Here is a 20,847-nt window from a genome sequence, read left to right as displayed (position 1 = left end):
GGGGCGTCGGCCCCGTTTGTCAGGTAGACGCGCAGGGCCTTGCGGAAGTTTCGCCTGGAAGGTCTCAGTTCGGACGCCCCGCGGAACGCTCCCGTTCCCACGGCTCCCGCCGCCGGGAGAGGGGAGGCCGGAGCGGCCGGGCGGGGCGGCTCCGGCGACCCGCCTCCCGGACCGAGCCGACAGATCCCGTTGAAGACACCGTGGTCGGCCAGGCCGGGAGCCGAGCTCTGCCGGGAGGCGTTCGCCTACATCCTCACCGTCAGCCCAGGCGCTCGACCAGGGTGTTGTACTCGTCCCAGAGCTCCTTGGGGCAGTGGTCGCCGAAGGTCTCGAAGAAGGACGGGATCAGCTTCGCCTCCTCCCGCCAGACCTCCCGGTCCACGGTCAGCAGGGTCGCGAGGTCCTCCTCCGACAGGTCGAGGCCCTCGGTGTCCAGCTCGGCGGGGAGCATGCCGATGGGCGTCTCGACCGCCTCGGCCCGGCCGTTGAGGCGGTCCACGATCCACTTGAGCACGCGGCTGTTCTCGCCGAAGCCCGGCCAGATGAACCTGCCGTCGGCGTTCTTGCGGAACCAGTTCACGTAGTAGACGCGCGGCAGCCGCGCGCCCTCGCGCTCGCCGATCCTGACCCAGTGGGCGAAGTAGTCGCCCATGTTGTAGCCGCAGAACGGCAGCATCGCGAAGGGGTCGCGGCGCAGCTCGCCGACCTTGCCCTCGGCGGCGGCGGTCTTCTCGGAGGCGATGTTCGCCCCGATGAAGACGCCGTGGTTCCAGCTGCGCGCCTCGGTGACCAGCGGGACCGCGGTGGCGCGGCGGCCGCCGAACAGGATCGCCGAGATCGGCACCCCCTCGGGGTCCTGCCACTCGGGGGCGATGGTCGGGCACTGGCCGGCCGGCACCGTGAAGCGGGCGTTCGGGTGGGCGGCGGGCTCGCCGCTCTCCGGCGTCCAGTCACGGCCCTTCCAGTCGGTCAGGTGCGCCGGGGGCTCGTCGGTCAGGCCCTCCCACCACACGTCGCCGTCGTCGGTGAGGGCGACGTTGGTGAAGATGCTGTTGCCCCAGAGCGCCTTGATCGCGTTGGCGTTGGTCGACTGGCCCGTGCCGGGTGCGACGCCGAAGAAGCCCGCCTCCGGGTTGATCGCGTACAGCCTGCTGTCGTCGCCGAAGCGCATCCAGGCGATGTCGTCGCCGATCGTCTCGACCTTCCAGCCCGGGATCGTCGGCTGGAGCATGGCGAGGTTGGTCTTGCCGCACGCGGACGGGAAGGCCGCCGCGATGTAGCGCGTCTCCCCGCTCGGCGGGGTCAGCTTGAGGATGAGCATGTGCTCGGCCAGCCAGCCCTCGTCGCGGGCCATGGTGCTGGCGATGCGCAGCGCGTAGCACTTCTTGCCCAGCAGGGCGTTGCCGCCGTAGCCGGAGCCGTAGGACCAGATCTCGCGGGTCTCGGGGAAGTGGCTGATGTACTTGGTGGAGCTGCACGGCCACGGCACGTCGGCCTGGCCGGGCTCCAGGGGGGCGCCGACCGAGTGCACGGCCTTGACGAAGTCGCCCCGCTCCTCGATGAGGCGGAGGGCGGGCTCGCCCATCCTGGTCATGATCCGCATCGAGACCGCGACGTAGGGCGAGTCGGTGATCTCGACGCCGAGCTGGGAGATCTCGCCGCCGAGCGGGCCCATGCAGAAGGGGACCACGTACATCGTGCGCCCGCGCATGCAGCCGGCGAAGAGCTCGCCGAAGGTCGCGCGCATCTCGGCCGGGGCGATCCAGTTGTTGGTCGGCCCGGCGTCCTCCTCTTTCTCGGAGCAGATGTAGGTGCGGTCCTCGACGCGGGCGACGTCGCTCGGGTCGGAGGCGGCGTAGAAGCTGTTCTGCCGCTTGGCCAGGCGCTTGAACGTGCCCTGCTCGACCAGCAGGTTCGTCAGGCGCGTCCACTCGGCCTCCGAGCCGTCGCACCACTCGATCCGGTCCGGACGGGTGAGCTCGGCGATCTCGTTGACCCAGGCGATCAGTTCCTTGTGGGTGGTCGGACTGGGGGCGGATACGTCAACGGTTGCGGTCACTGTGGCGGCTCCTCACGCTTCTCAGGCGGAATCATCATCGACAAGAAACCGGACGTAATCCAATTGGCGTAGACCAGTGAATTAGCTCCGGCTCGTGTCCCGGCGGACCCGCCCCCAGTCCCACCGTCGGACGTATGGGCTGGCAGGGGCCGCGATGACTGGATTCCTCTACCCGAAAGAAGCGGGTTTAAATAAACCGCACCACGAATTGGTATAGGCCAATGAAAGAGGTCTAAACCAATGAGCCGAAAGGTTCAGACCACTTACCGCCCTCTTTTCCCTGGCCCGCCTCAGGAAGTCACGTCGGGACCCGCCGCCCGCACCCGGTCGACGTGCTGGAGCGCGTCCCGCAAATCGGCCAGCCAGGTGTCGGCGTGCCGCCCCACCAGGCGCACGCACCAGGCGAGCGCGTCGCTGCGGCTGCGCGCCACGCCCGCGGCCACCAGGGTGTCCAGGACCCGGCGCTCGGACTGGCGGAGCCGCGTCATGACGGGGACCGACAGTGTGGTGAACATCACCCTCTCCCCTCCGACCGAGACGCCCCAGGAGACCTTCCTCCGGAACCGGTGCTCGGCCTCCGAGGCGATCTCGATGCGCCGCTCCCTGGTCTCCCCCCGGAAGCGCTGCACCGCCCCCTCCAGCGCGGCCACCCGCTCCACCTCGGAAACACCCTCGGCGGACGCGGGCGGGCGGAGCACCCCCACCACCGTGATCTCCTCGCGGTCCAGCGCGATCTCGAGAGGACCGTCGAACCACCCCTCGGGCATGCGTCCCGAGAACCAGCCGCGCAGCTGCGCCTCTACTTCTTCGTTCTCCATGTAATGAAGATTACACCCTTTCACAAAGATGGGCCGGGAAATATTTTGACACAAACTAGATTTTGAGAGTTACTCTCAAATCATGGTTGCTATCACTTCCTCCCTTCGCTGGTGGGCCCTGGCCGCACTGGTGCTGAGCGTCCTCGTCATCGGACTGGACGCGACGATCCTGAACGTCGCCCTGCCCACGCTCGCCGTGGACCTCGGCGCCTCGACCGGCGAGCTGCAGTGGATCGTGGACGCCTACCTGATCCCCTTCGCCGCCCTCCTGCTCCCCGCCGGCGTCCTCGGCGACCGCTTCGGCCGCAAGCGCCTCCTCCTGACCGGGCTGGCCGTCTTCGGCGCGGCCTCGCTCCTCGCCGCGACGGCCGGGGGTTCGGCGTCGCTCATCGCCGCCCGCGTGCTCCTCGGCGCCGGGGGCGCCCTGATCATGCCGCTCTCCGTGTCGATCCTGCCGAGCCTCTTCCCTCCGCACGAGCGTTCGAAGGCCATCGCGGCCTGGTCGGCGGGGATGGCCCTCGGCCTGCCGCTGGGACCGATCCTCGGCGGCTACCTGCTCGACCGCTTCCACTGGGGCTCGATCTTCCTGATCAACCTCCCCGTGGTGGCCGTCGCCCTGGCGGCGGCCGCGGTGCTGCTGCCGGAGTCGCGCGACGAGCGGCGGCCCCGCTTCGACCTGCCCGGCGCGCTGCTCTCGGTCGGCGGGCTCGCCGCGCTGGTCCACGGCGTGATCGAGGCGCCCTCGGCCGGCTGGACCTCACCCGCCGTGCTGGTCCCGCTCGCCGCCGGCGTGGTCCTGCTCACCGCGTTCGTCATGGTGGAGGCCCGCTCCCCCGCGCCCATGATGGACCTACGCCTCTTCACCGACCGGGTCTTCCTGTGGGGCTCCGCCGGTGCGACCCTCGTCTCGCTGGCCATGATGGGCGTGCTGTTCGTGGTCCCGCTCCACCTCCAGGCCGTCCTGGGGCACGACGCGTTCGGCACCGGGATCCGCGTCGTGCCCATGGTGCTCGGCCTGATGGCCGGCGGCCTGGCCGGCGAGCGCCTGCTGGGCCGGCTGAGCCTGCGCGTGCTCCTGCCGGCCGGCCTGGCGCTGCTCGCCGGCGGTCTCGCCCTCGGCGCCCTGACCGGCGCCTCCTCCGGATACGGCTTCATCGCCGTCTGGCTGACCGTGGCGGGGGCCGGCGTGGGGCTGGCGATGGTACCGGCGATGGACGGCGTGCTGGCCGTACTGCCCCAGGAGCGGGTGGGTGCGGGCTCCGGCACGCTGCAGGCGCTGCGGCAGGTCGGCGGCGTGTTCGGCGTCGCCGGACTGGGCAGCCTGCTCTCCGCCGGCTACGCGGACGGGCTGCCCGGGGGCGCCCCGGAGGCCGCACGGGACTCCGTGGCCGCCGCCGTGCGGCTCGGCGACCCCGCGCTCGCCGCCGCCGCCCGGGAGGCCTTCACCGGCGGCATGAGCGACGTGCTGCTGGTGTGCGCGGCGCTGGCCGCGGCGGGCGCCGCGGCCGTGGCGGTGTTCATGCGCGCGGACGACGCGCGAGAATCTGCGCATGAGCTCACCTCCGCGCCCTGAGGGACTGCGCGAACGCAAGAAGGCCCGGACCCGGCGGACGATCCAGGAGCAGGCCCTGCGACTGTTCGCCGAGCAGGGCTACGAGGCGACGACGGTCGAGCAGATCGCGGAGGCCGCCGAGATCTCGCCCAGCACGTTCTTCCGCTACTTCCCCACCAAGGAGGACGTGGTCGTCCAGGACGACTACGACCCCGTCATGCTGGCCGCGCTGGCCGCCCAGCCCGCCGGCCTGGACCCGGTGCCCGCACTGCGCGCCGCGATGCGGGAGGCGTTCGCGCAGATCCCCCCCGAGGAGGAGGAGCAGATCCGGGCCCGCACCAGGCTCCAGCTCAGCCACCCCGCGCTGCGCGCCCGCGCCGTCGACAACATGATCGCCACCATCGACGTGTTCACCCGGGCCCTCTCCGCGCGCATGACCCCCGCCCCCGCCGACCGTGCCGCCGCCGACCTGCTCGCCCGGACGGCGGCCGGGGCGGTGGTCGGCGCCATGCTGGCCGCGCTGTTCTCCTGGGCCGAGAGCGACGGGACCCGCCCGCTGGCCGACATCGTCGACGAGACCCTCGCCCTGCTGGAGTCGGGCCTGCGTCCCTGACCCGGCCGCGTCCGGCACGGCGCGACCACTCCGCGTACGGCGGCGGCCTCCGCCCGGTGACCGCGCCGCCCACCGGACCGGGTCCCGCGCGGAGACCCCGGCTCAGCCCGCCCGCGCGGCGATCTGCGGGCTGATCCGGACGGCCCCGGCGAAGTTTCTCGTGCTGACCGGGACGAGCTTGACCACGTCACCCGTCCGCGGGGCGTGCAGCATCTTCCCGTCGCCCCAGTAGATCGCCACGTGCGAGACGTAGCCGGGGTTGGTCGGGTCGTGCCGCCAGAACAGCAGGTCGCCCGGCTGGGCCTGGGAGAGCGGGATCTGCGGGCCCGACACGAACTGCTGGTGCGTCACGCGGGGGACCCTGACGCCCGCCTGCGCGTAGGCCCACTGGACCAGGCCGGAGCAGTCGAAGGTGTCCGGCCCCTCGGCGCCCCAGACGTACGGGCGGCCCAGCTTGCCGATGGCGGCGGTGAGCGCGGTCCGCACCTGGTCGGGGTGCATGAAGGCCGAGGCCGGCCAGATCTTCCGCGGCGCGGCCTTGAAGACCGGGTTGATCGCGACGACCTGGCTGCCCTTCGGCAGGACCTTCAGCAGGGCCGCGCGGAGCCGGGCGGAGTCGGCCCCCGGGGCGCTCACCACCAGGGCGTTGTTCTCCGGGATGCCGAGCTCGCGCGCCGTCCGCCGGGAGACCACCGCGTCGATGGCGCCCATGCCCATCGTGGCGTAGGCGCCCACCCGCAGGGCACGCCCGCCGCTGGCGACGGTCCGGCCGAGCTCCAGGCCTCCGTCGTTGCCGAGGACGAAGGAGACGGCGACCTCTCCCGCGGCGACGTTGCGCCAGAGCTTGTCGGACGTGGCGGTCGGCTTGGGGGTGTAGGCGCGGAACGTCGAGGGGTCCACCCCGAGCGTCTGCACCGGCTTGTTGTCCATCGTGACCTCGGCCGCGTCGGCCCGCTCGATCGCGCGGATCCCCTTGATCCGCGCCGCCCGCGCCACGACGGCGGAGCTCAGCGGCCGGTTCGCGACCACGAACAGGTGCGGCTTGCGCATCTCGGTCAGCGGGGCGACGGGCGGCGGGGCGACGGGAGAGGAGACGGGCGCCGCGGCCTGCGTGGTGCGGGCCAGCTCCCGCCGGTCGGCGGGCCGGCGGGCCGCGACGGTGTCCGCCCCGCCCCGCTCCGGCGTCCGCTCCGGCATCCGGCTCAGCACCACCAGGTCCGCCGCCAGCACGCCGACCAGCAGCACCGCGATGGCCGGCACCGCGATCGCCGGAGCGGCCCGGCCCGGTGCGCCGGCGGTGCGCCCGCCGGGCCGCAGGCGCGGGCGGTAGGCGAGGTCGTGGCAGACCTCCCGGACCACGTCGGAGACACGCGTCCGCCGATCGAACACGTCGGCTCCCCCTCGGTCGAACTCCGTCCGTTCCGCCTGACCGGCTCTCGTCGGAGCGGCCCGGCTCCACGAGCCTGCCGTACTCCGCCGCCGGATGCACGCGAACCCGCCAAAACAGTCACTACCCGCGTCATGGTCATCGGCGGGGATGAAAAACCCCCCGGAGACATGGCGATCCGCCGGAACCCTGTCCCGGCGGATCGGTCCGGCCGTCCTCGCGGGTCAGTTGCCGCCGTTGTACGGCACGGCCTCCAGGATCTCCACCGTGTTGGAGCGGCCGTTCGGCATCGTGTAGGTGGCCTTCTCGCCGACCTTCTTGCCGTTGATCGCCGCGCCGAGCGGGGACTTGGGCGAGTAGACGTCGATCGGGGCGCCGCTCTCCTCGCGGGAGGCCAGCAGGAACGCCACCTCCTCGTCATCGCCCTCGAACCGGACGGTGACGGTCATGCCCGGCCCGACGACGCCCTCGGTGCGCGGCGCCTCGCCGACCTTGGCGGTGTCCAGGATCTGGCGGAGGTGGAAGATGCGGGCCTCCATCTTGCCCTGCTCGTCCTTGGCGGCGTGGTAGCCGCCGTTCTCCTTGAGGTCGCCCTCTTCGCGGGCGGCCTCGATCTTCTTGGCGATGTCGACGCGCCCGGGCCCCGAGAGGTATTCGAACTCCGCCTTCAGGCGGTCGTACGCCTCCTGAGTGAGCCAGGTGACGCTCTCGATGTGGGAGTCGGCCACGGGTTCTCCTTGCTTCCTCTGTGGGGCATAGTGCTGGGGATGAGCGGACGATCGAATCTCGACAGGCTAACAAGTTAGCCGGGCGAACGCTTCCCCAAATGTCTCACTATACGAGATAGCAGTACTCGACGTCAGCGGAAGTGGCCTGAGCACTGGTCTCTAGCCGTTCGGTAAGCCGGAGATATCCCTCACCAGCGGGAATGTCCAGCTCTCGGCTCCCGACCTCCGCGTGGCCGACGTCCATGGCGCGCAACCGGCACACGGCGGCCCGGTCGGAGGGCTTGATCACCTCGAAGGTGATCTGCGCGGAGTCGGGCCGGGCGACGTCGAACGCGATGATCTGCCTGATGACCTCGGTCTCGCCCTTGGCCGCCCACATCACGTAACCCCACCCGCCCGCCGTCACCGCGCACAGGATCGCGATCACCACGTGGACGACGAAGCGCCCCCGGCGCTCCGGACGGTCGGGGAGGTCGCCCGGGGTGCCGAGAACGGGGCCCTCGAATCGGCCCTTGCCGGCCTCGCTGGTGGCCATGACGGAATCTCCCTGCACTACCTCGGCGTTATCCGAGACAATTGTCCCTCGCGGGGGCCCCGCTCTCGCGACCGCCATAGAGAAACTAGCCTCTCCCTGGAGTGATCCAGGCCAAGCCGCGAGGCCGGCGGGGGTCCGAGCCGCACCACTGAAAGAGGAGACGTCGAGCCCGTGAGTGCACCGCTGAGACTGATGGCCGTTCACGCGCATCCCGACGATGAGTCGAGCAAGGGCGCCGCCACGATGGCGCGCTATGTCGCCGAGGGCGTGGACGTGCTCGTATGCACCCTCACCGGAGGGGAGCGGGGCTCGATCCTGAACCCCAAGATGGACCGCCCCGACATCCTGGAGAACATCGGCGAGGTCCGGCGCCTGGAGATGGAGCGGGCGCGCGAGATCCTCGGCGTCAAGCAGCGCTTCCTGGGTTTCGTGGACTCCGGCCTGCCCGAGGACGAGACCGAGCCGCTGCCGGAGGGGTGCTTCGCGCTGCAGCCGCTGGAGGTCGCCGCGGCGCCGCTGGTCGCCGCGGTCCGGGAGTTCCGGCCGCACGTCATCCTGACCTACGACGACGACGGCGGCTACCCGCACCCGGACCACATCATGACCAACCGCGTCTCGGTGGAGGCCTTCGAGGCCGCCGGCGACCCCGACCGCTATCCCGGGGCGGGCGAGCCCTGGCAGCCGCTGAAGCTCTACTACCACATGGGCTTCACCAAGGACCGGTTCGAGGCGCTGCACGAGGCCATGACCGCGCGCGGCATCGGCTCGCCGTACGCCGACTGGATCGCCCGCTGGGAGGACCGCCCGCAGAAGTGGCCGGTCACCAGCCGCGTCCCCTGCGGCGACTACTTCGAGGTCCGCGACGAGGCCCTGCTCGCGCACGCCACGCAGGTCGACCCCGACGGGTTCTGGTTCGTCTGCCCGCGCGACCTGCAGCGCGAGATCTGGCCGACCGAGGACTACCACCTGGCCCGCTCCCTGGTGGACACCGAGCTGCCCGAGGACGACCTCTTCGCCGGCATCCACGCCGACGAGGTGAGCCACGCCTCCCGCCCCTGACCCGACCACGGACCCGCGGTGGCAGACTTGACACGTGATTGCATTCGACACCGTCCCCAAGGGTGACGTCAGCCCGGGTCTCCTGGGGTTCCTGGTCGTGGCGGCGATGGGCCTGGCGCTCTTCCTGCTCGTCAAGTCGATGAGGAAGCAGATCTCGAAGATCGATCTCCCCTCCGAGACCGACCGGGAGGACGCGGACACGAAGCCGGACGGCGCCGTCCGGGCCGAGTAGTCCCGGGGCCCGCGCGGGCGGGCCCCGGTCCGGACCGCGCCGGTGGACGTCAGTCGCCGAGCGCGTCCGTCGACGACCAGGCCCGCTCCAGCGCCCGGGGCAGGCCCCAGTGACCCAGCGGGGTGAGGATCCCGCTGCGGTCGACGACGCCCAGCGACTCCCACAGGGGCGTGACCGCGCCGAACAGCGCCTCGGTCGCCTCCAGGTCCTCCGGTTCGTCCATGTCGACGTCGATGTCGTCGGACTCCGCGATGAGCCGCGCGATCCGCTCGGGCGAGGCCAGCACCCCGGGCCCGCGCCTGGCCAGCGCGGCCACCGCGGCCAGCCAGTCGGCGTGGTGGATCGCGCACAGCGAGGCCAGCGCCGAGTCCTCGGCGCTGAGCTCGCTCTCCACGTCGGCGAACTCATCCACCGTGTCGTCGTCCTCCGGCAGGTCGGAGACCGGTCCGGCGATGCCGGCCGCGACGGCCAGCCAGAGCTCCTCGTCGCCGGCGGGCAGCGGCCCGTCACCGTATCCGGCGCACGCCCGCAGCACGTTCCCGGGGTATCCGGGGCCGGTCAGCACCTCGCGCAGCCTCGCGCAGGCGGCCCGCAGCTCGGCCTCGGGCCGTACCGGGTCGGGCAGCTCGGCGAGGATGCGCCGCAGCTCGTCGAGGGCGAACGCCTCCTCCTCGTCCCAGGCCGCGAACAGCTCCTCGTCCTGCTCGTCGCTCACCACGAGCCCGGGGACCCGGCCGTCGGGGAGCGGGCCGGACAGCCATTCCTCCTGCAGGTCCTCGTACGCCTTGCGGGCCGCCTCGTCGCCCCGGGCGAGCGCGTCCGGGTCGATCTCGCCCGCCGCGACCAGCTCCTCCAGATGGGCGACCAGCCGGCCGAACATCTCCCCGGCCACCGGCCCCCGCTCGTCCTCCTCCGGCCAGACGAAGAAGCTCCGGGTCAGCAGCAGCGGCTCGGTCCCGGTGGCCTCCAGCCAGCGCTGCACGTCGCCGATCGTCGCGCTCCCGGACTCGATCGCCCCCAGCGTCGTCCTGGCCGACTCCCAGAAGGCCGCCGAGAGCGGGTTGCCCGCCGCCAGCATGGCCCGCCGCAGATCGGCGAGGGCCACCAGCGCCACCCCCGAGGGCACCGACAGGAGCGCGCGGGCGACATCGCGCCGGGTCAGCTCGGACGCCGGGCGCCCGGCGTGCACACAGATGAAGTCGAGGTCCACGCCCGCTGAGCCTACGCTCCTCCCGCGCCCGGCGGGAGGACGGCCGCCGGGCCGCCGTCCCGCTCCGCACCGGGCGGCGGCCCGCACCCGCGCTCGCGGGCCGGACGTGATCTCCCCGCCGCCGCCGGTCTAGGGTGGGCGGACGGGGTAGGACCCCTTACGCGGGCGGTCAGGCCCGTGCCTCGCCCGCGGGAGTCGCACCATGAACCGGTTGAAGGACGCCACCAGTCCCTACCTGCTCCAGCACGCCGACAACCCGGTCCACTGGTTCGAGTGGGGCCCGGAGGCCTTCGAGGAGGCGCGGCGGCGGGACGTGCCGCTGCTGGTCAGCGTGGGCTACTCGGCCTGCCACTGGTGCCACGTCATGGCGCACGAGTCGTTCGAGGACGACGGCACCGCGGCGCTGATGAACGAGCACTTCGTCAACGTCAAGGTGGACCGCGAGGAGCGGCCCGACGTGGACGCGGTCTACATGGCGGCCACGCAGGCGATGACCGGTCACGGCGGCTGGCCGATGACGGTCTTCGCCACGCCGGAGGGCCACCCCTTCTACACCGGCACCTACTTCCCCCGGCCGCAGTTCCAGCGCCTGCTCGTCGGGGTCTCCAACGCCTGGCACAACGACCGCGAGGCCGTCCTCACCCAGGGCTCGAAGATCGTCGAGGCGCTGAACGAGCGCACCGCGTTCCCGACCGGCCCGGCCCCCACGGCGGAGACGCTGGACCAGGCGGTGCGCAGCCTGGCCGAGTCCTTCGACCCGGTCCGCGGCGGTTTCGGCGGGGCGCCCAAGTTCCCGCCGTCGATGGTGCTGGAGTTCCTGCTCCGGCACGGCGGGCCGGACGCGCTCCGCATGGCGGAGCGCACGCTGGAGGCCATGGCCAGGGGCGGCATCTACGACCAGCTCGCCGGGGGGTTCGCCCGCTACAGCGTGGACTCCGGGTGGGTCGTGCCGCACTTCGAGAAGATGCTCTACGACAACGCGCTGCTACTGCGGGTCTACGCGCACTGGTGGCGCTCCACCGGTTCGGTGCTGGGCAGGCGCGTGGCCCTGGAGACCGCCGACTGGCTGCTGTCGGAGATGCGCACCCCGGAGGGCGGCTTCGCCTCGGCCCTGGACGCCGACAGCGAGGGCGTGGAGGGCAAGTTCTACGCCTGGACGCCCGAGGAGCTGCGCGAGGTCCTGGGACCCGACGACGGCGACTGGGCCGTCGGGCTGTTCGAGGTGACCGGGACCTTCGAGCACGGCACCTCGGTGCTCCAGCTCCTCGACGACCCCGACGACCCCGCCCGGTTCGAGCGCGTGCGCGCCGCCCTGCTGCGGGCCCGTTCCCGGCGGGTACGGCCCGGCCGGGACGACAAGGTCGTCGCCGCCTGGAACGGCCTGGCCGTCGCCGCGCTCGCCGAGGCCGGGGCCCTGTTCGACCGGCCCGACCTGGTGGCGGCGGCCCGGGAGGCGGCCGTGCTCCTGGACGGGCTGCACCTGGACGGCGACCGGCTGCTGCGCACCTCGCGCGACGGGCGGGCGGGCGGGAACGCGGGCGTCCTGGAGGACTACGCGGACCTGGCCGAGGGGCTGCTCGCGCTCTACGCGGTGACCGGGGAGGTCCGCTGGTTCCGGCGCGCGGGGACGCTGCTGGACACGGTGCTCGACCGCTTCTCCGACGGCTCCGGCGGGTTCTTCGACACTGCCGACGACGCCGAGCGGCTGTTCCAGCGGCCCCAGGACCCCACCGACAACGCCGCCCCCTCGGGCCAGTTCGCCGCGGCCGGCGCCCTGCTCTCCTATGCGGCGCTGACCGGTTCCGCCCGCCACCGGGAGGCCGCGGAGGCGGCCCTCGGCACAGTGAGCGTGCTGGCCCCCCAGCACGCCAGATTCGCCGGATGGGGTCTGGCCGTGGCGCAGGCGGCCGTCACCGGTCCCGTCGAGGTGGCCGTCGTGGGCCCCGCCGACGACCCGGCCACCGCCGCGCTGCACCGGGCCGCGCTGCTGTCCGCCGTCCCCGGCCTGGTGGTCGCGGTGGGCGAGCCCGGTTCGTCCGGAGTGCCCCTGCTGGAGAGCCGGGGACTGGTCGACGGCTCCCCCGCGGCGTACGTGTGCCGGGGCTTCACCTGCAGGATGCCGGTCACCACTCCGGCCGCGCTCAGGGCGGAGCTGGGCGGCGCCGTCCGGACCTCCTGAGCGCGGCGCCGCGCGCCGGGCTTCGCCGGGGTGCGGCGCCGCTCCCGGGACCGGAGCCCGGGGAGGCCGGCGTGCTCCCGCGTCCGGTCAGCCCACCGGGACCGCGGCCTGGCCGGTGGAATCGGCTCCGCCCCCGCCTCCGGTTCCGTCTCCGGGGCCGGGCTCCGGCTCGTCCGGGGCCGGGACCGTCGGCTCGTCCGGCGGCGGGGGAGCGGTGGGCTGCCCGGGGTCGTCCGGAACGTCCGGCTGGTCCGGCGTGGGGACGGTCGGCTCGTCCGGCGCCGGGGAGGCCGGCTCCTCCGGGACGGGGTCGCCCCGGAGGCCGGGGTCGCCGGTCCCGGTCTCCGGATCGCCCCGGTAGCCGGGGTCGTCGTCGGTGTAGGGGGCGGAGCGGCCGTAGGAGGACGGCTCGGGGAACTCCTCGACGGGCTTGCCCGCCATCGCCTCGGCCATGAAGGCGCGCCAGACCTGGGCGGGGTACTGTCCTCCGGACTGGGTCATGCCGCCCACGACCACCGGCTTGTTGTCGTCGCGGAACATGTTCACCGCGACGGAGAGCTGCGGGGTGAACCCGGCGAACCAGGCGGACGCCGACTTGTCCGTGGTGCCGGTCTTGCCGGCCGCCGGGCGGTCGTAGAGGCGGGCCGCCGTACCGGTGCCGCCCGTGACCACCTGGGTCAGCGCGTGGGTGACGTCGGCGGCGGTCCGCTCGGAGAAGACCCGCTCGCCCTTCTCGGTGATCTTCAGCCTGCCCTCGGCGCCGGTGATCGAGCGGATCACGTGGGGCCGGCGGTGCACGCCGTCGGCGGCGAAGGTGGCGAAGCCGGAGGCGTTCTGCACGGCGCTCACCGAGGCCACGCCCAGCGGGAGCGTGGCCGCGTCCCGGTGCGGGGTGAGCTGGTCGACGGGGATGCCCGCGGCCTCGGCGGCCTCGGCCACCTCGTCGAGGCCGACCTGCTGGCCGAGGTCGACGAAGGCGGTGTTCACCGAGTGGCGCATGGCCCGCACCAGGTCGACCCGGCCGTAGGAGGCGCCGCCGGAGTTGGGGATGGGCTTGGCGGCGGAGGCGACCCGCATCGGCGAGTTCCCCTCGACCCGGGTGCCGAGGTCGAGGCCGTTCTCCAGGGCCGCGGCCAGCACGTAGGCCTTGAAGGTGGACCCGGCCTGCACCTCGGCGGAGAAGGCGTTGTCGAACTTGTTGGCGTCGTAGTTCCGGCCGCCGTAGAAGGCGACGACCTCGCCGGTGCCGGGGTCGACGGCGGCCAGGCCGGTGCGGACCCGCTTCGGGGTGTTCTCCGGCAGGACCGAGGTGACGGCCTGCTCGGCGGCCTCCATCAGCTTCCTGTCGAACGTCGAGACGATCTTCAGGCCGCCCTGGTTGACGTCCTCGTCGGTGTAGCCCCGCCGGCGCAGCTCGGCCATGACCTGGTCGAGCATGTAGCCCTCCTGGCCCTCGGGCTCGAAGACGTCCCTGGGCTTCTTCAGCTTGGGGAACTCGGTCTTCGCGGCCTCGACCGGGGTGATCGCGCCGGTCTTGACCATGCCGTCGACCACCCAGCGCCAGCGGGACCTGGCCGCCTCCAGGTCGTCGCCCCGGGGGTCGGCGAACCTGGTCGGCTGCTGGATCACCGCGGCGAGGTAGGCGCCCTCGGAGAGGGTGAGGTCGGAGACGTCCTTGCGGAAGTAGGCGTCGGCCGCGGCCTGCACGCCGTGCGCGCCCCGGCCGAAGTAGATCGTGTTGAGGTACTGCTCCAGCACCCAGTCCTTGGACTTCGAGCGGTCCACCTTGAGGGAGATCATGATCTCTTTGAGCTTGCGGACCGCGGAGCGCTCCTGGCTGAGGCCGCTGTAGTAGTTGCGGACCATCTGCTGGGTGATCGTCGAGCCGCCCTGGAGCTGCCTGCCGCTGACCGTCGACCACACGGCGCGGGCGGTGCCCCGCAGGGAGACGCCCTGGTCCTGGTAGAACGAGCGGTTCTCCGCGGCGATGACGGCGTTCCTGAGGTGCTGTGGGACCTTGTCCAGCTCGACGGTCCGGCGGTTGACGCCCTGCTTGGCGAGCACGGTCTTGCCGTCGCGGTAGTAGATCACCGAGCCCTGCGCGGTGGCCGCGGCCTGCGTGCTCTCCGGGATGGGGGTCATCGCCCACGCCACGGCGAACAGGCCGGCCGCCGCCACGACGCCGGCGCCGAAGACGACCAGCGCGACCCGCAGGAACCTCCTCCTGCGCGGCCGTGCCTTCCCTTCGCCCTTCAACAAGCGTGCCCCCGATCCGGCCCCGCGACCGACCCCCGTCAACCGCGCGAACCGTTAAGGGTAAACGGTGGATAACGGTGCCTGATTCCCTCTTGGGATGGTACGGCTAGCTCTCTGCCCGGTGGGGGACGTCTGACACCAAAGGCATCACCCGATAGGGCACAGGAGTGTCCAAGGCGATCACCGAGGAGGTCCTGACCACGCCCTGGACGTCGACGATCCGGTCGATCACCCGCTGCAGGTCGGCGTTGCTGCGCGCCACCACCCGGCAGTGCATGTCGTCGCCCCCGGTGATCGTGTGCACCTCCAGCACCTGCGGGATGGCCGCGAGCTGGACCGCGACCGGGTCGTGCCCGCTGACCTGGCGGATCTGCAGCGTGACGAACGCGGTCACGTCGTAGCCGAGCGCGGCGGGATCGACGTCGGGGCCGAACCCGGTGATCACGCCCCGGGCGATCAGGCGGTCGAGGCGGGCCTGGACGGTCCCCCGCGCCACCCCGAGCCGGCGCGAGCACTCCAGGACGCCGAGCCGGGGCTCGGCCGCCAGCAGGTTGATGAGCCGGGCGTCGAGCTCGTCGATCGTCATGATGTACAACCACTCCTCGCCGACCGGCCGGTAACTGTGCAGGTTGTCCATCAGAATAAGTAACTCTTGCGCAGGAAGACCACTGAAACCGACAGTATCCGCATGAGCGACATCTTTCCTGTGAACGGCATGGACGCCGTGGTCTTCGCGGTCGGCAACGCCAAGCAGGCCGCCCACTACTACTCCACCGCGTTCGGCATGCGGCTCGTGGCCTACCGCGGCCCGGAGAACGGCAGCCGCGACGAGGTGGCCTACGTCCTCGCCTCCGGCAGCGCCCGCTTCGAGCTGCGGGGCTCCCTGCGGCCGGGCACCGACCTGGCCCGGCACGTGGCCGAGCACAGCGACGGTGTGATCGACCTGGCCATCGAGGTCCCCGACGTGGAGGCCGCCTACACCCACGCGCTCGCCCAGGGCGCGCGCGGGCTGGCCGAGCCGTACACGCTGGAGGACGAGCACGGCAAGGTGGTCATGGCCGCGATCGCCACCTACGGCGAGACCCGGCACACCCTGGTCGACCGCTCCAACTACAGCGGGCCGTACCTGCCCGGCTACGTCGCGGCCGAGCCGCTCGTCGCCCCGCCGGACGTCAGGAACGGCCGCCTGTTCCAGGCCGTCGACCACTGCGTCGGCAACGTGGAGCTCGGCCGGATGGACGAGTGGGTGGAGTTCTACAAGCGGGTCATGGGCTTCACCAACATGGCCGAGTTCATCGGCGACGACATCGCCACCGAGTACTCGGCGCTGATGTCCAAGGTCGTCGCGGACGGCACCCGCAAGGTGAAGTTCCCGCTCAACGAGCCGGCGGTCGCCAAGAAGAAGTCCCAGATCGACGAGTACCTCGAGTTCTACGGCGGCCCCGGCGTGCAGCACATCGCGCTGGCCACCAACGACATCCTGACCACGGTCGACCACATGCGCGCGGCCGGGGTGCAGTTCCTGGACACGCCCGACTCCTACTACGACGACCCGGAGCTGCGCGCCCGCATCGGCGAGGTCCGCGCGCCGATCGAGGAGCTGAAGAAGCGGAAGATCCTGGTCGACCGCGACGAGGACGGCTACCTGCTGCAGATCTTCACCAAGCCGGTGCAGGACCGCCCGACGGTGTTCTTCGAGCTCATCGAGCGGCACGGCTCCCTCGGCTTCGGCAAGGGCAACTTCAAGGCGCTGTTCGAGGCCATCGAGCGCGAGCAGGAGCGCCGCGGCAACCTCTGACGCCCGGCCGCCCGGCCGCCCGGCCGGCCCGCGGTCCGGGAGGGCCGGACGGGCCGGACCGGGAGGGCGCCGGACCCGGCTCCCTGGATGGCCTGACCTGGCCGGGGCCGCTCGCGTAGTCTGCGAACGCGCCCCGGCACGGTCCGGGCCGGAAGGGGGACATCCAGACCATGGCGTCGACGACGTCACACAGGCGCGCCCTCGCGGCGGCCGCCGTGCTGCTCTGCACGACCACCGGCACGGCCGCCTGCTCCTCCCCCGGCGGGGACGGCGGCTCCTCCTCGCCCGCCACCGGGAGGACCGTGCCGTCCGGCGCCACCGCCCCGCAGCCGGACGGGACCGGCGCCCTCCCGCCCGGGGCCGGCGCGCCCGGGATCGGCGACCCCGACTTCCCCTCCGACGGCAACGGCGGCTACGACGTCGCTCGCTACCGCCTCGTCCTCGGCTACGACCCCGCCACCCGGCACCTGTCCGGCACCGCCGGGATCCGGGCGAAGGCCACGCAGGAGCTGACCCGCTTCAACCTGGACCTGTCCGGTTTCACCGTCGGCCGGGTCACCGTGGACGGCCGGGCCGCCGCGTTCGAGCGGTCCGGGACCGAGCTCACCGTGATCCCCGGCCGGCCCCTCCCCGAGGGGGCCGACTTCACCGTCGAGGTCGCCTACGCCGGGGAGCCCAAGCCCGTCACCGGCTCGTCCAACCTCGGCACCTACGGCTTCATCCCCACCCGGGACGGCGCCTTCGTCACCTGCGAGCCCAACGGCGCCAAGACCTGGTTCCCCGGCAACGACCACCCGGCGGACAAGGCGCTCTACGAGTTCGAGATCACCGTCCCGGAGGGGATCACCGCGCTGGCCAACGGCGAGCTCACCGGCGAGCCGGTGACCCGCGGCGGGAAGACGACCTACTCCTGGCGGGAGGACCACCCGATGGTGACCTACCTGGCCACCATGACGCTGGGGAAGTTCACCCTGCGGGAGGGGAGGACCGCCTCGGGCATCAAGAACCTGGCCGCCGTGGACCCGCGCTTCCGCGGCTCGCTGGACAAGCTCTACACCCTCTCCGGGAAGATCACCGACTACTGGGCCACGGTCTTCGGCCCCTACCCGTTCTCCTCGACCGGCGGCGTGGTGGACGACTTCTCCGCCGGTTACGCCCTGGAGAACCAGACCAAGCCCATGTACGGCGGCTTCTCCCCGGGCGAGGGCATCATCGCCCACGAGCTGGCCCACCAGTGGTTCGGCAACAGCCTCAGCATCAAGCGGTGGAAGGACCTCTGGCTCAACGAGGGCTTCGCCACCTACGCCGAGTGGCTCTGGGAGGAGCACCAGGGCGACGCCACCGCCGAGCAGACCTTCCGCCTGCACTACGCGGCGCCCGCCGGGGACGCCATCTGGAAGTACGCCCCCGGCCGCGCCAGGCCCGACGACCTGTTCAACGACTCGGTCTACACCCGGGGCGGCATGACGCTGCACGCCCTGCGGCGGAAGATCGGCGACCGGGACTTCTTCGAGCTGCTGAAGACCTGGAACCGCGAGCACCGGTACGGATACGTCACCACGGAGGAGTTCACCGCGCTGGCGGAGAAGATCTCCGGGAAGGATCTCGACGCGCTCTTCGACGCCTGGCTGTTCCAGGAGAGCAAGCCCGCCGCCTGAGGACCCGCGCATGCACGCCGTACGGCGGGCCGCACGTCCAGGCCGCACGCCGTACGGCGCACCGGCCGGGACGGCCCGGCGCGGGCGGGTCAGGCGGAGACGATCCGGTAGCCCTGCTTCCTGAGGGAGCCCAGCACCTCCTCGGCGTGGTCGGGTCCCCTGGTCTCCAGCTGGAGCTGGACCTCGACCTCGCCCAGGTTGACGCCGACCCGCTCGTGCGCGATGTCCAGCACGTTGGCGCGCAGCGCCGCCACCTCGGCCATCAGCACCGCCAGCGTGCCCGGCCGGTCGGGCAGCGAAAGGCGCAGCGTCAGGTAGCGGCCCGCCGCGGCCAGGCCGTGCCGGAGCACCTTCACCAGCAGCAGCGGGTCGATGTTCCCGCCGGAGAGCACGACCGTCACCGGAGGCTCGAAGACCTCCGGATGCGCCATGATCGCCGCCACCCCGGCCGCCCCGGCGGGCTCGACCACCTGCTTGGCGCGCTCCAGGCAGAGCACCAGAGCCCGGGAGATCTCCTGCTCGGTGACCGTGACGACGCTGTCCACCAGGTAGTGGATCAACTCGAAGGGCAGCTCCCCCGGCTGCCCCACCGCGATGCCGTCGGCCATCGTGGTGGCGGGCCGCACCGTGACGGGGCGCCCCGCCGCGAGCGAGGCCGGGTAGGCGGCGGCCCGCTCGGCCTGCACGCCGACGACCCGCACGCCCGGCCGGAGCGACTTGGCCGCCAGCGCGACCCCGGCGGCGAGCCCGCCGCCGCCGATGGAGACCGCGATCGTGCCGGTCTCCGGGAGCTGCTCCAGGATCTCCAGCCCGATGGTGCCCTGCCCGGCGATGACGTCGGGGTGGTCGAAGGGGTGGATGAACACCGCGCCGGTCCGCTCGGCGTGCTCCCGCGCGCCGGCCAGCGCGGTGTCCACGCCGTGCCCGGCGAAGACCACCTCGGCGCCGTAGGAGCGGGTCGCGGCCACCTTGGGCAGCGGCGCCCCCTCCGGCATGTAGACCGTCGCGTCCGTCCCCAGGAGCCCCGCGCCGAGCGCCACGCCCTGGGCGTGGTTGCCCGCGCTGGCCGCCACCACGCCCCGCCGCAGCTCCCCCGGGCTCAGCCGGGCGATCCTGACGTAGGCGCCGCGCACCTTGAACGAGCCCGAGCGCTGGAGGTTCTCGCACTTGAGGTGGACGGGCCCGCCCAGCAGGTCGGACAGCACGCGCGAGTGCACCACCGGGGTCCGCAGCGCGACGTCGGCCAGGAGCTCCCGGGCGGCGAGCACGTCCTCGAAGGTCACCTGCGGCATCGACATGCCGGTCATCCTCTCATCGCCGGGCCCGCCGGGCACGCTCCGTGACCGGGCGGAAACCACCGCGAGAGGGGTTGACCATACTTCGCCAAGCGAAGTATGGTCTTCCGCATGCCAAAAGGATCACCAGCGGTCAGCGAGCCGACCTACTTCATCCTGGCCTCGCTGCTCGACGGCCCCCTGCACGGTCACGGGATCATCAAGCGGACTCTGTCCCTCTCCGAGGAGCGGGTCCGGCTCCCGGTCGGCACGCTGTACGGCGCGCTCGACCGGCTCGCGGCCGGCGGACTGATCACCGTGGACCGCGAGGAGACCGTGGACGGCCGGCCGCGGAGATATTTCCGCCTGACCGAACAGGGCACGAACCTCGTCTCCGCGGAGGCGCTGCGCATGCAGCAGGCCGCCTCGGTCGTCACCAGCCGGATCCTCCGTCCCGGATCGGCGTTCTCATGACCGTCACCATGGACGCCCCTGCCGCCACAGGGGCCGGCGGGGGCGTTCTCGAACGGCGGTACCGGCGGTTGCTGCGGGGCTACCCCCGCGACTACCGGACCGAGCACGGCGACGAGATCATCTCCACGCTCCTGGAGACCGCCGAGCCGGGGCGGACCGTGCCGTCCGCCCGCGAGTCCCTGGCCCTGCTCTCCGGCGGCCTCCGGACCAGGGTCGTCTCCGCGACCCGACGGCCCGTCTGGATCGACGCGGTCCATCTGGGCGTCCTGGCGGTCTCGCTCACCCAGCTGGCGACGCTGGTGCCGTACGCGACCTCGGTGCCGCTCTGGACCGGGCTTTCGGCGTTGGCCGTCCTGCTCGTCATGTGCGGGCGGGTGCGGCTCGCGCTTCCAGTGACGGCACTGATCGCCACCAAGATCGGTGCCGTCACCCTGGGGCGGCCCTGGCTGGACGCGACCCTGCTCCCCGTCTACCGCGACCCGCTCTGGGACGACGGGCGCGGCGCGGCGCTCTACGGCGGAGGCGGCCCGGTCGCGCCGATGACCGGCTACGCCCTGGTGATCCTCGGCCTGCTGGTGCTGGCCGTCCGGGCGCCCCGCCCGCCCGCGCGGTCGTGGCTGTGGTGGGCGGCGGTCCCGGCGCTCGCCGCCGCCGACCCGGCGGGACTCGACTTCAGCCACGGCCCCGGTGCGCCCGCCGCGGCCCGGATCACCGTGGAACTCGGCCTCCTCTGCCTGGCGGCCTGGGCCGGCCGCGTGACCCGCGACCCGCGCTGGGCGACCGCCGCGGGGATCCACCTCGTCCCGGTCTGCGCCGTCTACGCCGAGAACCTCGGCGCCCACGGTGTGCAGGACCTGGCACACCTGGCCGCCCTGATCCTGCTGACCGCGCTGGCCGCGGTCGCCCCCCACCACGCGCGACGGCACACCCCGCTGTAAGCCTCGCCGCGGGCCCTCCCGCGGCGAGCGCCGCGATTCATCTCCGCGTCTCTTCCGCGTCTCTTCCGCGTCCCTCC

General features: G+C 72.5%; 18 protein-coding genes. 9 read left to right on the top strand and 9 right to left on the bottom strand.

Going from position 1 to position 20,847, the window contains the following annotated elements:
* Positions 1-259: 259 nt before the first annotated feature.
* Both IEZ07_RS14575 and abmR read right to left on the bottom strand, forming a co-directional pair.
* Complete coding sequence (locus IEZ07_RS14575) at positions 260-2,059, bottom strand: phosphoenolpyruvate carboxykinase (GTP) (protein WP_191895255.1); 1,800 nt, start codon at positions 2,057-2,059, stop codon at positions 260-262.
* A 290-nt stretch (positions 2,060-2,349) separates the two neighbouring features.
* On the bottom strand, positions 2,350-2,877 hold the full coding sequence (gene abmR / locus IEZ07_RS14570) for an ATP-binding transcription factor AbmR (protein WP_191895254.1): 528 nt from the start codon (positions 2,875-2,877) through the stop codon (positions 2,350-2,352).
* Between the two features lie 82 nt (positions 2,878-2,959).
* Here abmR and IEZ07_RS14565 point away from each other — a divergent pair, with 82 nt between their 5' ends.
* Together IEZ07_RS14565 and IEZ07_RS14560 are read left to right on the top strand one after the other, a co-directional pair.
* Positions 2,960-4,450: an MFS transporter gene (locus IEZ07_RS14565; RefSeq protein ID WP_191895253.1), complete on the top strand. Its 1,491-nt coding sequence runs from the start codon at positions 2,960-2,962 to the stop codon at positions 4,448-4,450.
* The gene (locus IEZ07_RS14560) at positions 4,428-5,042 is read left to right on the top strand and encodes an acyl-CoA-like ligand-binding transcription factor (protein ID WP_191895252.1); all 615 of its coding nucleotides are present in this window, start codon (positions 4,428-4,430) and stop codon (positions 5,040-5,042) included. The genes IEZ07_RS14565 and IEZ07_RS14560 overlap by 23 nt, the downstream gene beginning before the upstream one ends.
* A gap of 102 nt (positions 5,043-5,144) precedes the next feature.
* On the opposite strand, the gene IEZ07_RS14555 is transcribed toward IEZ07_RS14560, so the two are convergent.
* The 3 genes from IEZ07_RS14555 to IEZ07_RS14545 form a co-directional block, all read right to left on the bottom strand.
* Entirely contained in the window at positions 5,145-6,431 is a 1,287-nt protein-coding gene (locus tag IEZ07_RS14555) for a C40 family peptidase (protein WP_191895251.1), read from the bottom strand.
* 222 nt (positions 6,432-6,653) lie between these two features.
* The gene (greA, locus tag IEZ07_RS14550; RefSeq protein WP_068901175.1) at positions 6,654-7,157 is read right to left on the bottom strand and encodes a transcription elongation factor GreA; all 504 of its coding nucleotides are present in this window, start codon (positions 7,155-7,157) and stop codon (positions 6,654-6,656) included.
* A gap of 106 nt (positions 7,158-7,263) precedes the next feature.
* A complete protein-coding gene (locus IEZ07_RS14545) occupies positions 7,264-7,692 on the bottom strand; it encodes a DUF4307 domain-containing protein (protein ID WP_191895250.1) in 429 nt (142 codons plus the stop codon).
* Between the two features lie 171 nt (positions 7,693-7,863).
* On the opposite strand from IEZ07_RS14545, the gene mca reads away from it, so the two are divergent.
* Positions 7,864-8,751 carry a mycothiol conjugate amidase Mca gene (gene mca / locus IEZ07_RS14540; protein WP_191895249.1) on the top strand — a complete coding sequence of 296 codons (888 nt, stop codon included), beginning with the start codon at positions 7,864-7,866 and terminating at the stop codon, positions 8,749-8,751.
* A 34-nt stretch (positions 8,752-8,785) separates the two neighbouring features.
* Complete coding sequence (locus tag IEZ07_RS14535) at positions 8,786-8,983, top strand: hypothetical protein (protein ID WP_191895248.1); 198 nt, start codon at positions 8,786-8,788, stop codon at positions 8,981-8,983.
* A gap of 49 nt (positions 8,984-9,032) precedes the next feature.
* Here IEZ07_RS14535 and IEZ07_RS14530 read toward each other — a convergent pair whose 3' ends face one another.
* Entirely contained in the window at positions 9,033-10,193 is a 1,161-nt protein-coding gene (locus IEZ07_RS14530; RefSeq protein ID WP_191895247.1) for a hypothetical protein, read from the bottom strand.
* A gap of 202 nt (positions 10,194-10,395) precedes the next feature.
* On the opposite strand from IEZ07_RS14530, the gene IEZ07_RS14525 reads away from it, so the two are divergent.
* Positions 10,396-12,372 carry a thioredoxin domain-containing protein gene (locus IEZ07_RS14525; RefSeq protein ID WP_191895246.1) on the top strand — a complete coding sequence of 659 codons (1,977 nt, stop codon included), beginning with the start codon at positions 10,396-10,398 and terminating at the stop codon, positions 12,370-12,372.
* Positions 12,373-12,459: 87 nt separating this feature from the next.
* Here IEZ07_RS14525 and IEZ07_RS14520 read toward each other — a convergent pair whose 3' ends face one another.
* Positions 12,460-14,631, bottom strand: coding sequence for a transglycosylase domain-containing protein (locus IEZ07_RS14520; protein WP_191895245.1), 2,172 nt, complete (start codon positions 14,629-14,631; stop codon positions 12,460-12,462).
* 103 nt (positions 14,632-14,734) lie between these two features.
* Entirely contained in the window at positions 14,735-15,214 is a 480-nt protein-coding gene (locus IEZ07_RS14515; protein WP_068901476.1) for an Lrp/AsnC family transcriptional regulator, read from the bottom strand.
* 102 nt (positions 15,215-15,316) lie between these two features.
* On the opposite strand from IEZ07_RS14515, the gene hppD reads away from it, so the two are divergent.
* Positions 15,317-16,426: a 4-hydroxyphenylpyruvate dioxygenase gene (hppD, locus tag IEZ07_RS14510; RefSeq protein WP_191895244.1), complete on the top strand. Its 1,110-nt coding sequence runs from the start codon at positions 15,317-15,319 to the stop codon at positions 16,424-16,426.
* A 170-nt stretch (positions 16,427-16,596) separates the two neighbouring features.
* Positions 16,597-18,084: a M1 family metallopeptidase gene (locus IEZ07_RS14505; RefSeq protein WP_191895243.1), complete on the top strand. Its 1,488-nt coding sequence runs from the start codon at positions 16,597-16,599 to the stop codon at positions 18,082-18,084.
* 89 nt (positions 18,085-18,173) lie between these two features.
* Here the strand turns inward: IEZ07_RS14505 and ilvA are convergent, their stop codons facing one another.
* Positions 18,174-19,382 carry a threonine ammonia-lyase gene (ilvA, locus tag IEZ07_RS14500; RefSeq protein WP_191895242.1) on the bottom strand — a complete coding sequence of 403 codons (1,209 nt, stop codon included), beginning with the start codon at positions 19,380-19,382 and terminating at the stop codon, positions 18,174-18,176.
* 108 nt (positions 19,383-19,490) lie between these two features.
* Here ilvA and IEZ07_RS14495 point away from each other — a divergent pair, with 108 nt between their 5' ends.
* Positions 19,491-19,832 (top strand): PadR family transcriptional regulator, encoded by a 342-nt coding sequence (locus IEZ07_RS14495; RefSeq protein ID WP_191895241.1) that lies wholly within the window; start codon positions 19,491-19,493, stop codon positions 19,830-19,832.
* Positions 19,829-20,770 carry a hypothetical protein gene (locus IEZ07_RS14490; protein ID WP_191895240.1) on the top strand — a complete coding sequence of 314 codons (942 nt, stop codon included), beginning with the start codon at positions 19,829-19,831 and terminating at the stop codon, positions 20,768-20,770. The genes IEZ07_RS14495 and IEZ07_RS14490 overlap by 4 nt, the downstream gene beginning before the upstream one ends.
* Positions 20,771-20,847: the final 77 nt, after the last annotated feature.

Origin of the sequence: Planomonospora parontospora (assembly GCA_014647935.1) — a bacterium.
GTDB lineage: Bacteria > Actinomycetota > Actinomycetes > Streptosporangiales > Streptosporangiaceae > Planomonospora > Planomonospora parontospora.
This window is presented reverse-complemented; position numbering and strand designations above follow the sequence as displayed.

Coding starts and splice junctions, on each gene's coding strand:
- IEZ07_RS14525 (WP_191895246.1), top strand. CDS start 10,396: ATGAACCGGTTGAAGGACGCCACCAGTCCCTACCTGCTCCAGCACGCC.
- IEZ07_RS14560 (WP_191895252.1), top strand. CDS start 4,428: ATGAGCTCACCTCCGCGCCCTGAGGGACTGCGCGAACGCAAGAAGGCC.
- IEZ07_RS14505 (WP_191895243.1), top strand. CDS start 16,597: ATGGCGTCGACGACGTCACACAGGCGCGCCCTCGCGGCGGCCGCCGTG.
- IEZ07_RS14515 (WP_068901476.1), bottom strand. CDS start 15,214: ATGACGATCGACGAGCTCGACGCCCGGCTCATCAACCTGCTGGCGGCC.
- IEZ07_RS14545 (WP_191895250.1), bottom strand. CDS start 7,692: ATGGCCACCAGCGAGGCCGGCAAGGGCCGATTCGAGGGCCCCGTTCTC.
- IEZ07_RS14490 (WP_191895240.1), top strand. CDS start 19,829: ATGACCGTCACCATGGACGCCCCTGCCGCCACAGGGGCCGGCGGGGGC.
- IEZ07_RS14565 (WP_191895253.1), top strand. CDS start 2,960: ATGGTTGCTATCACTTCCTCCCTTCGCTGGTGGGCCCTGGCCGCACTG.
- IEZ07_RS14495 (WP_191895241.1), top strand. CDS start 19,491: ATGCCAAAAGGATCACCAGCGGTCAGCGAGCCGACCTACTTCATCCTG.
- ilvA (WP_191895242.1), bottom strand. CDS start 19,382: ATGTCGATGCCGCAGGTGACCTTCGAGGACGTGCTCGCCGCCCGGGAG.
- abmR (WP_191895254.1), bottom strand. CDS start 2,877: ATGGAGAACGAAGAAGTAGAGGCGCAGCTGCGCGGCTGGTTCTCGGGA.
- hppD (WP_191895244.1), top strand. CDS start 15,317: ATGAGCGACATCTTTCCTGTGAACGGCATGGACGCCGTGGTCTTCGCG.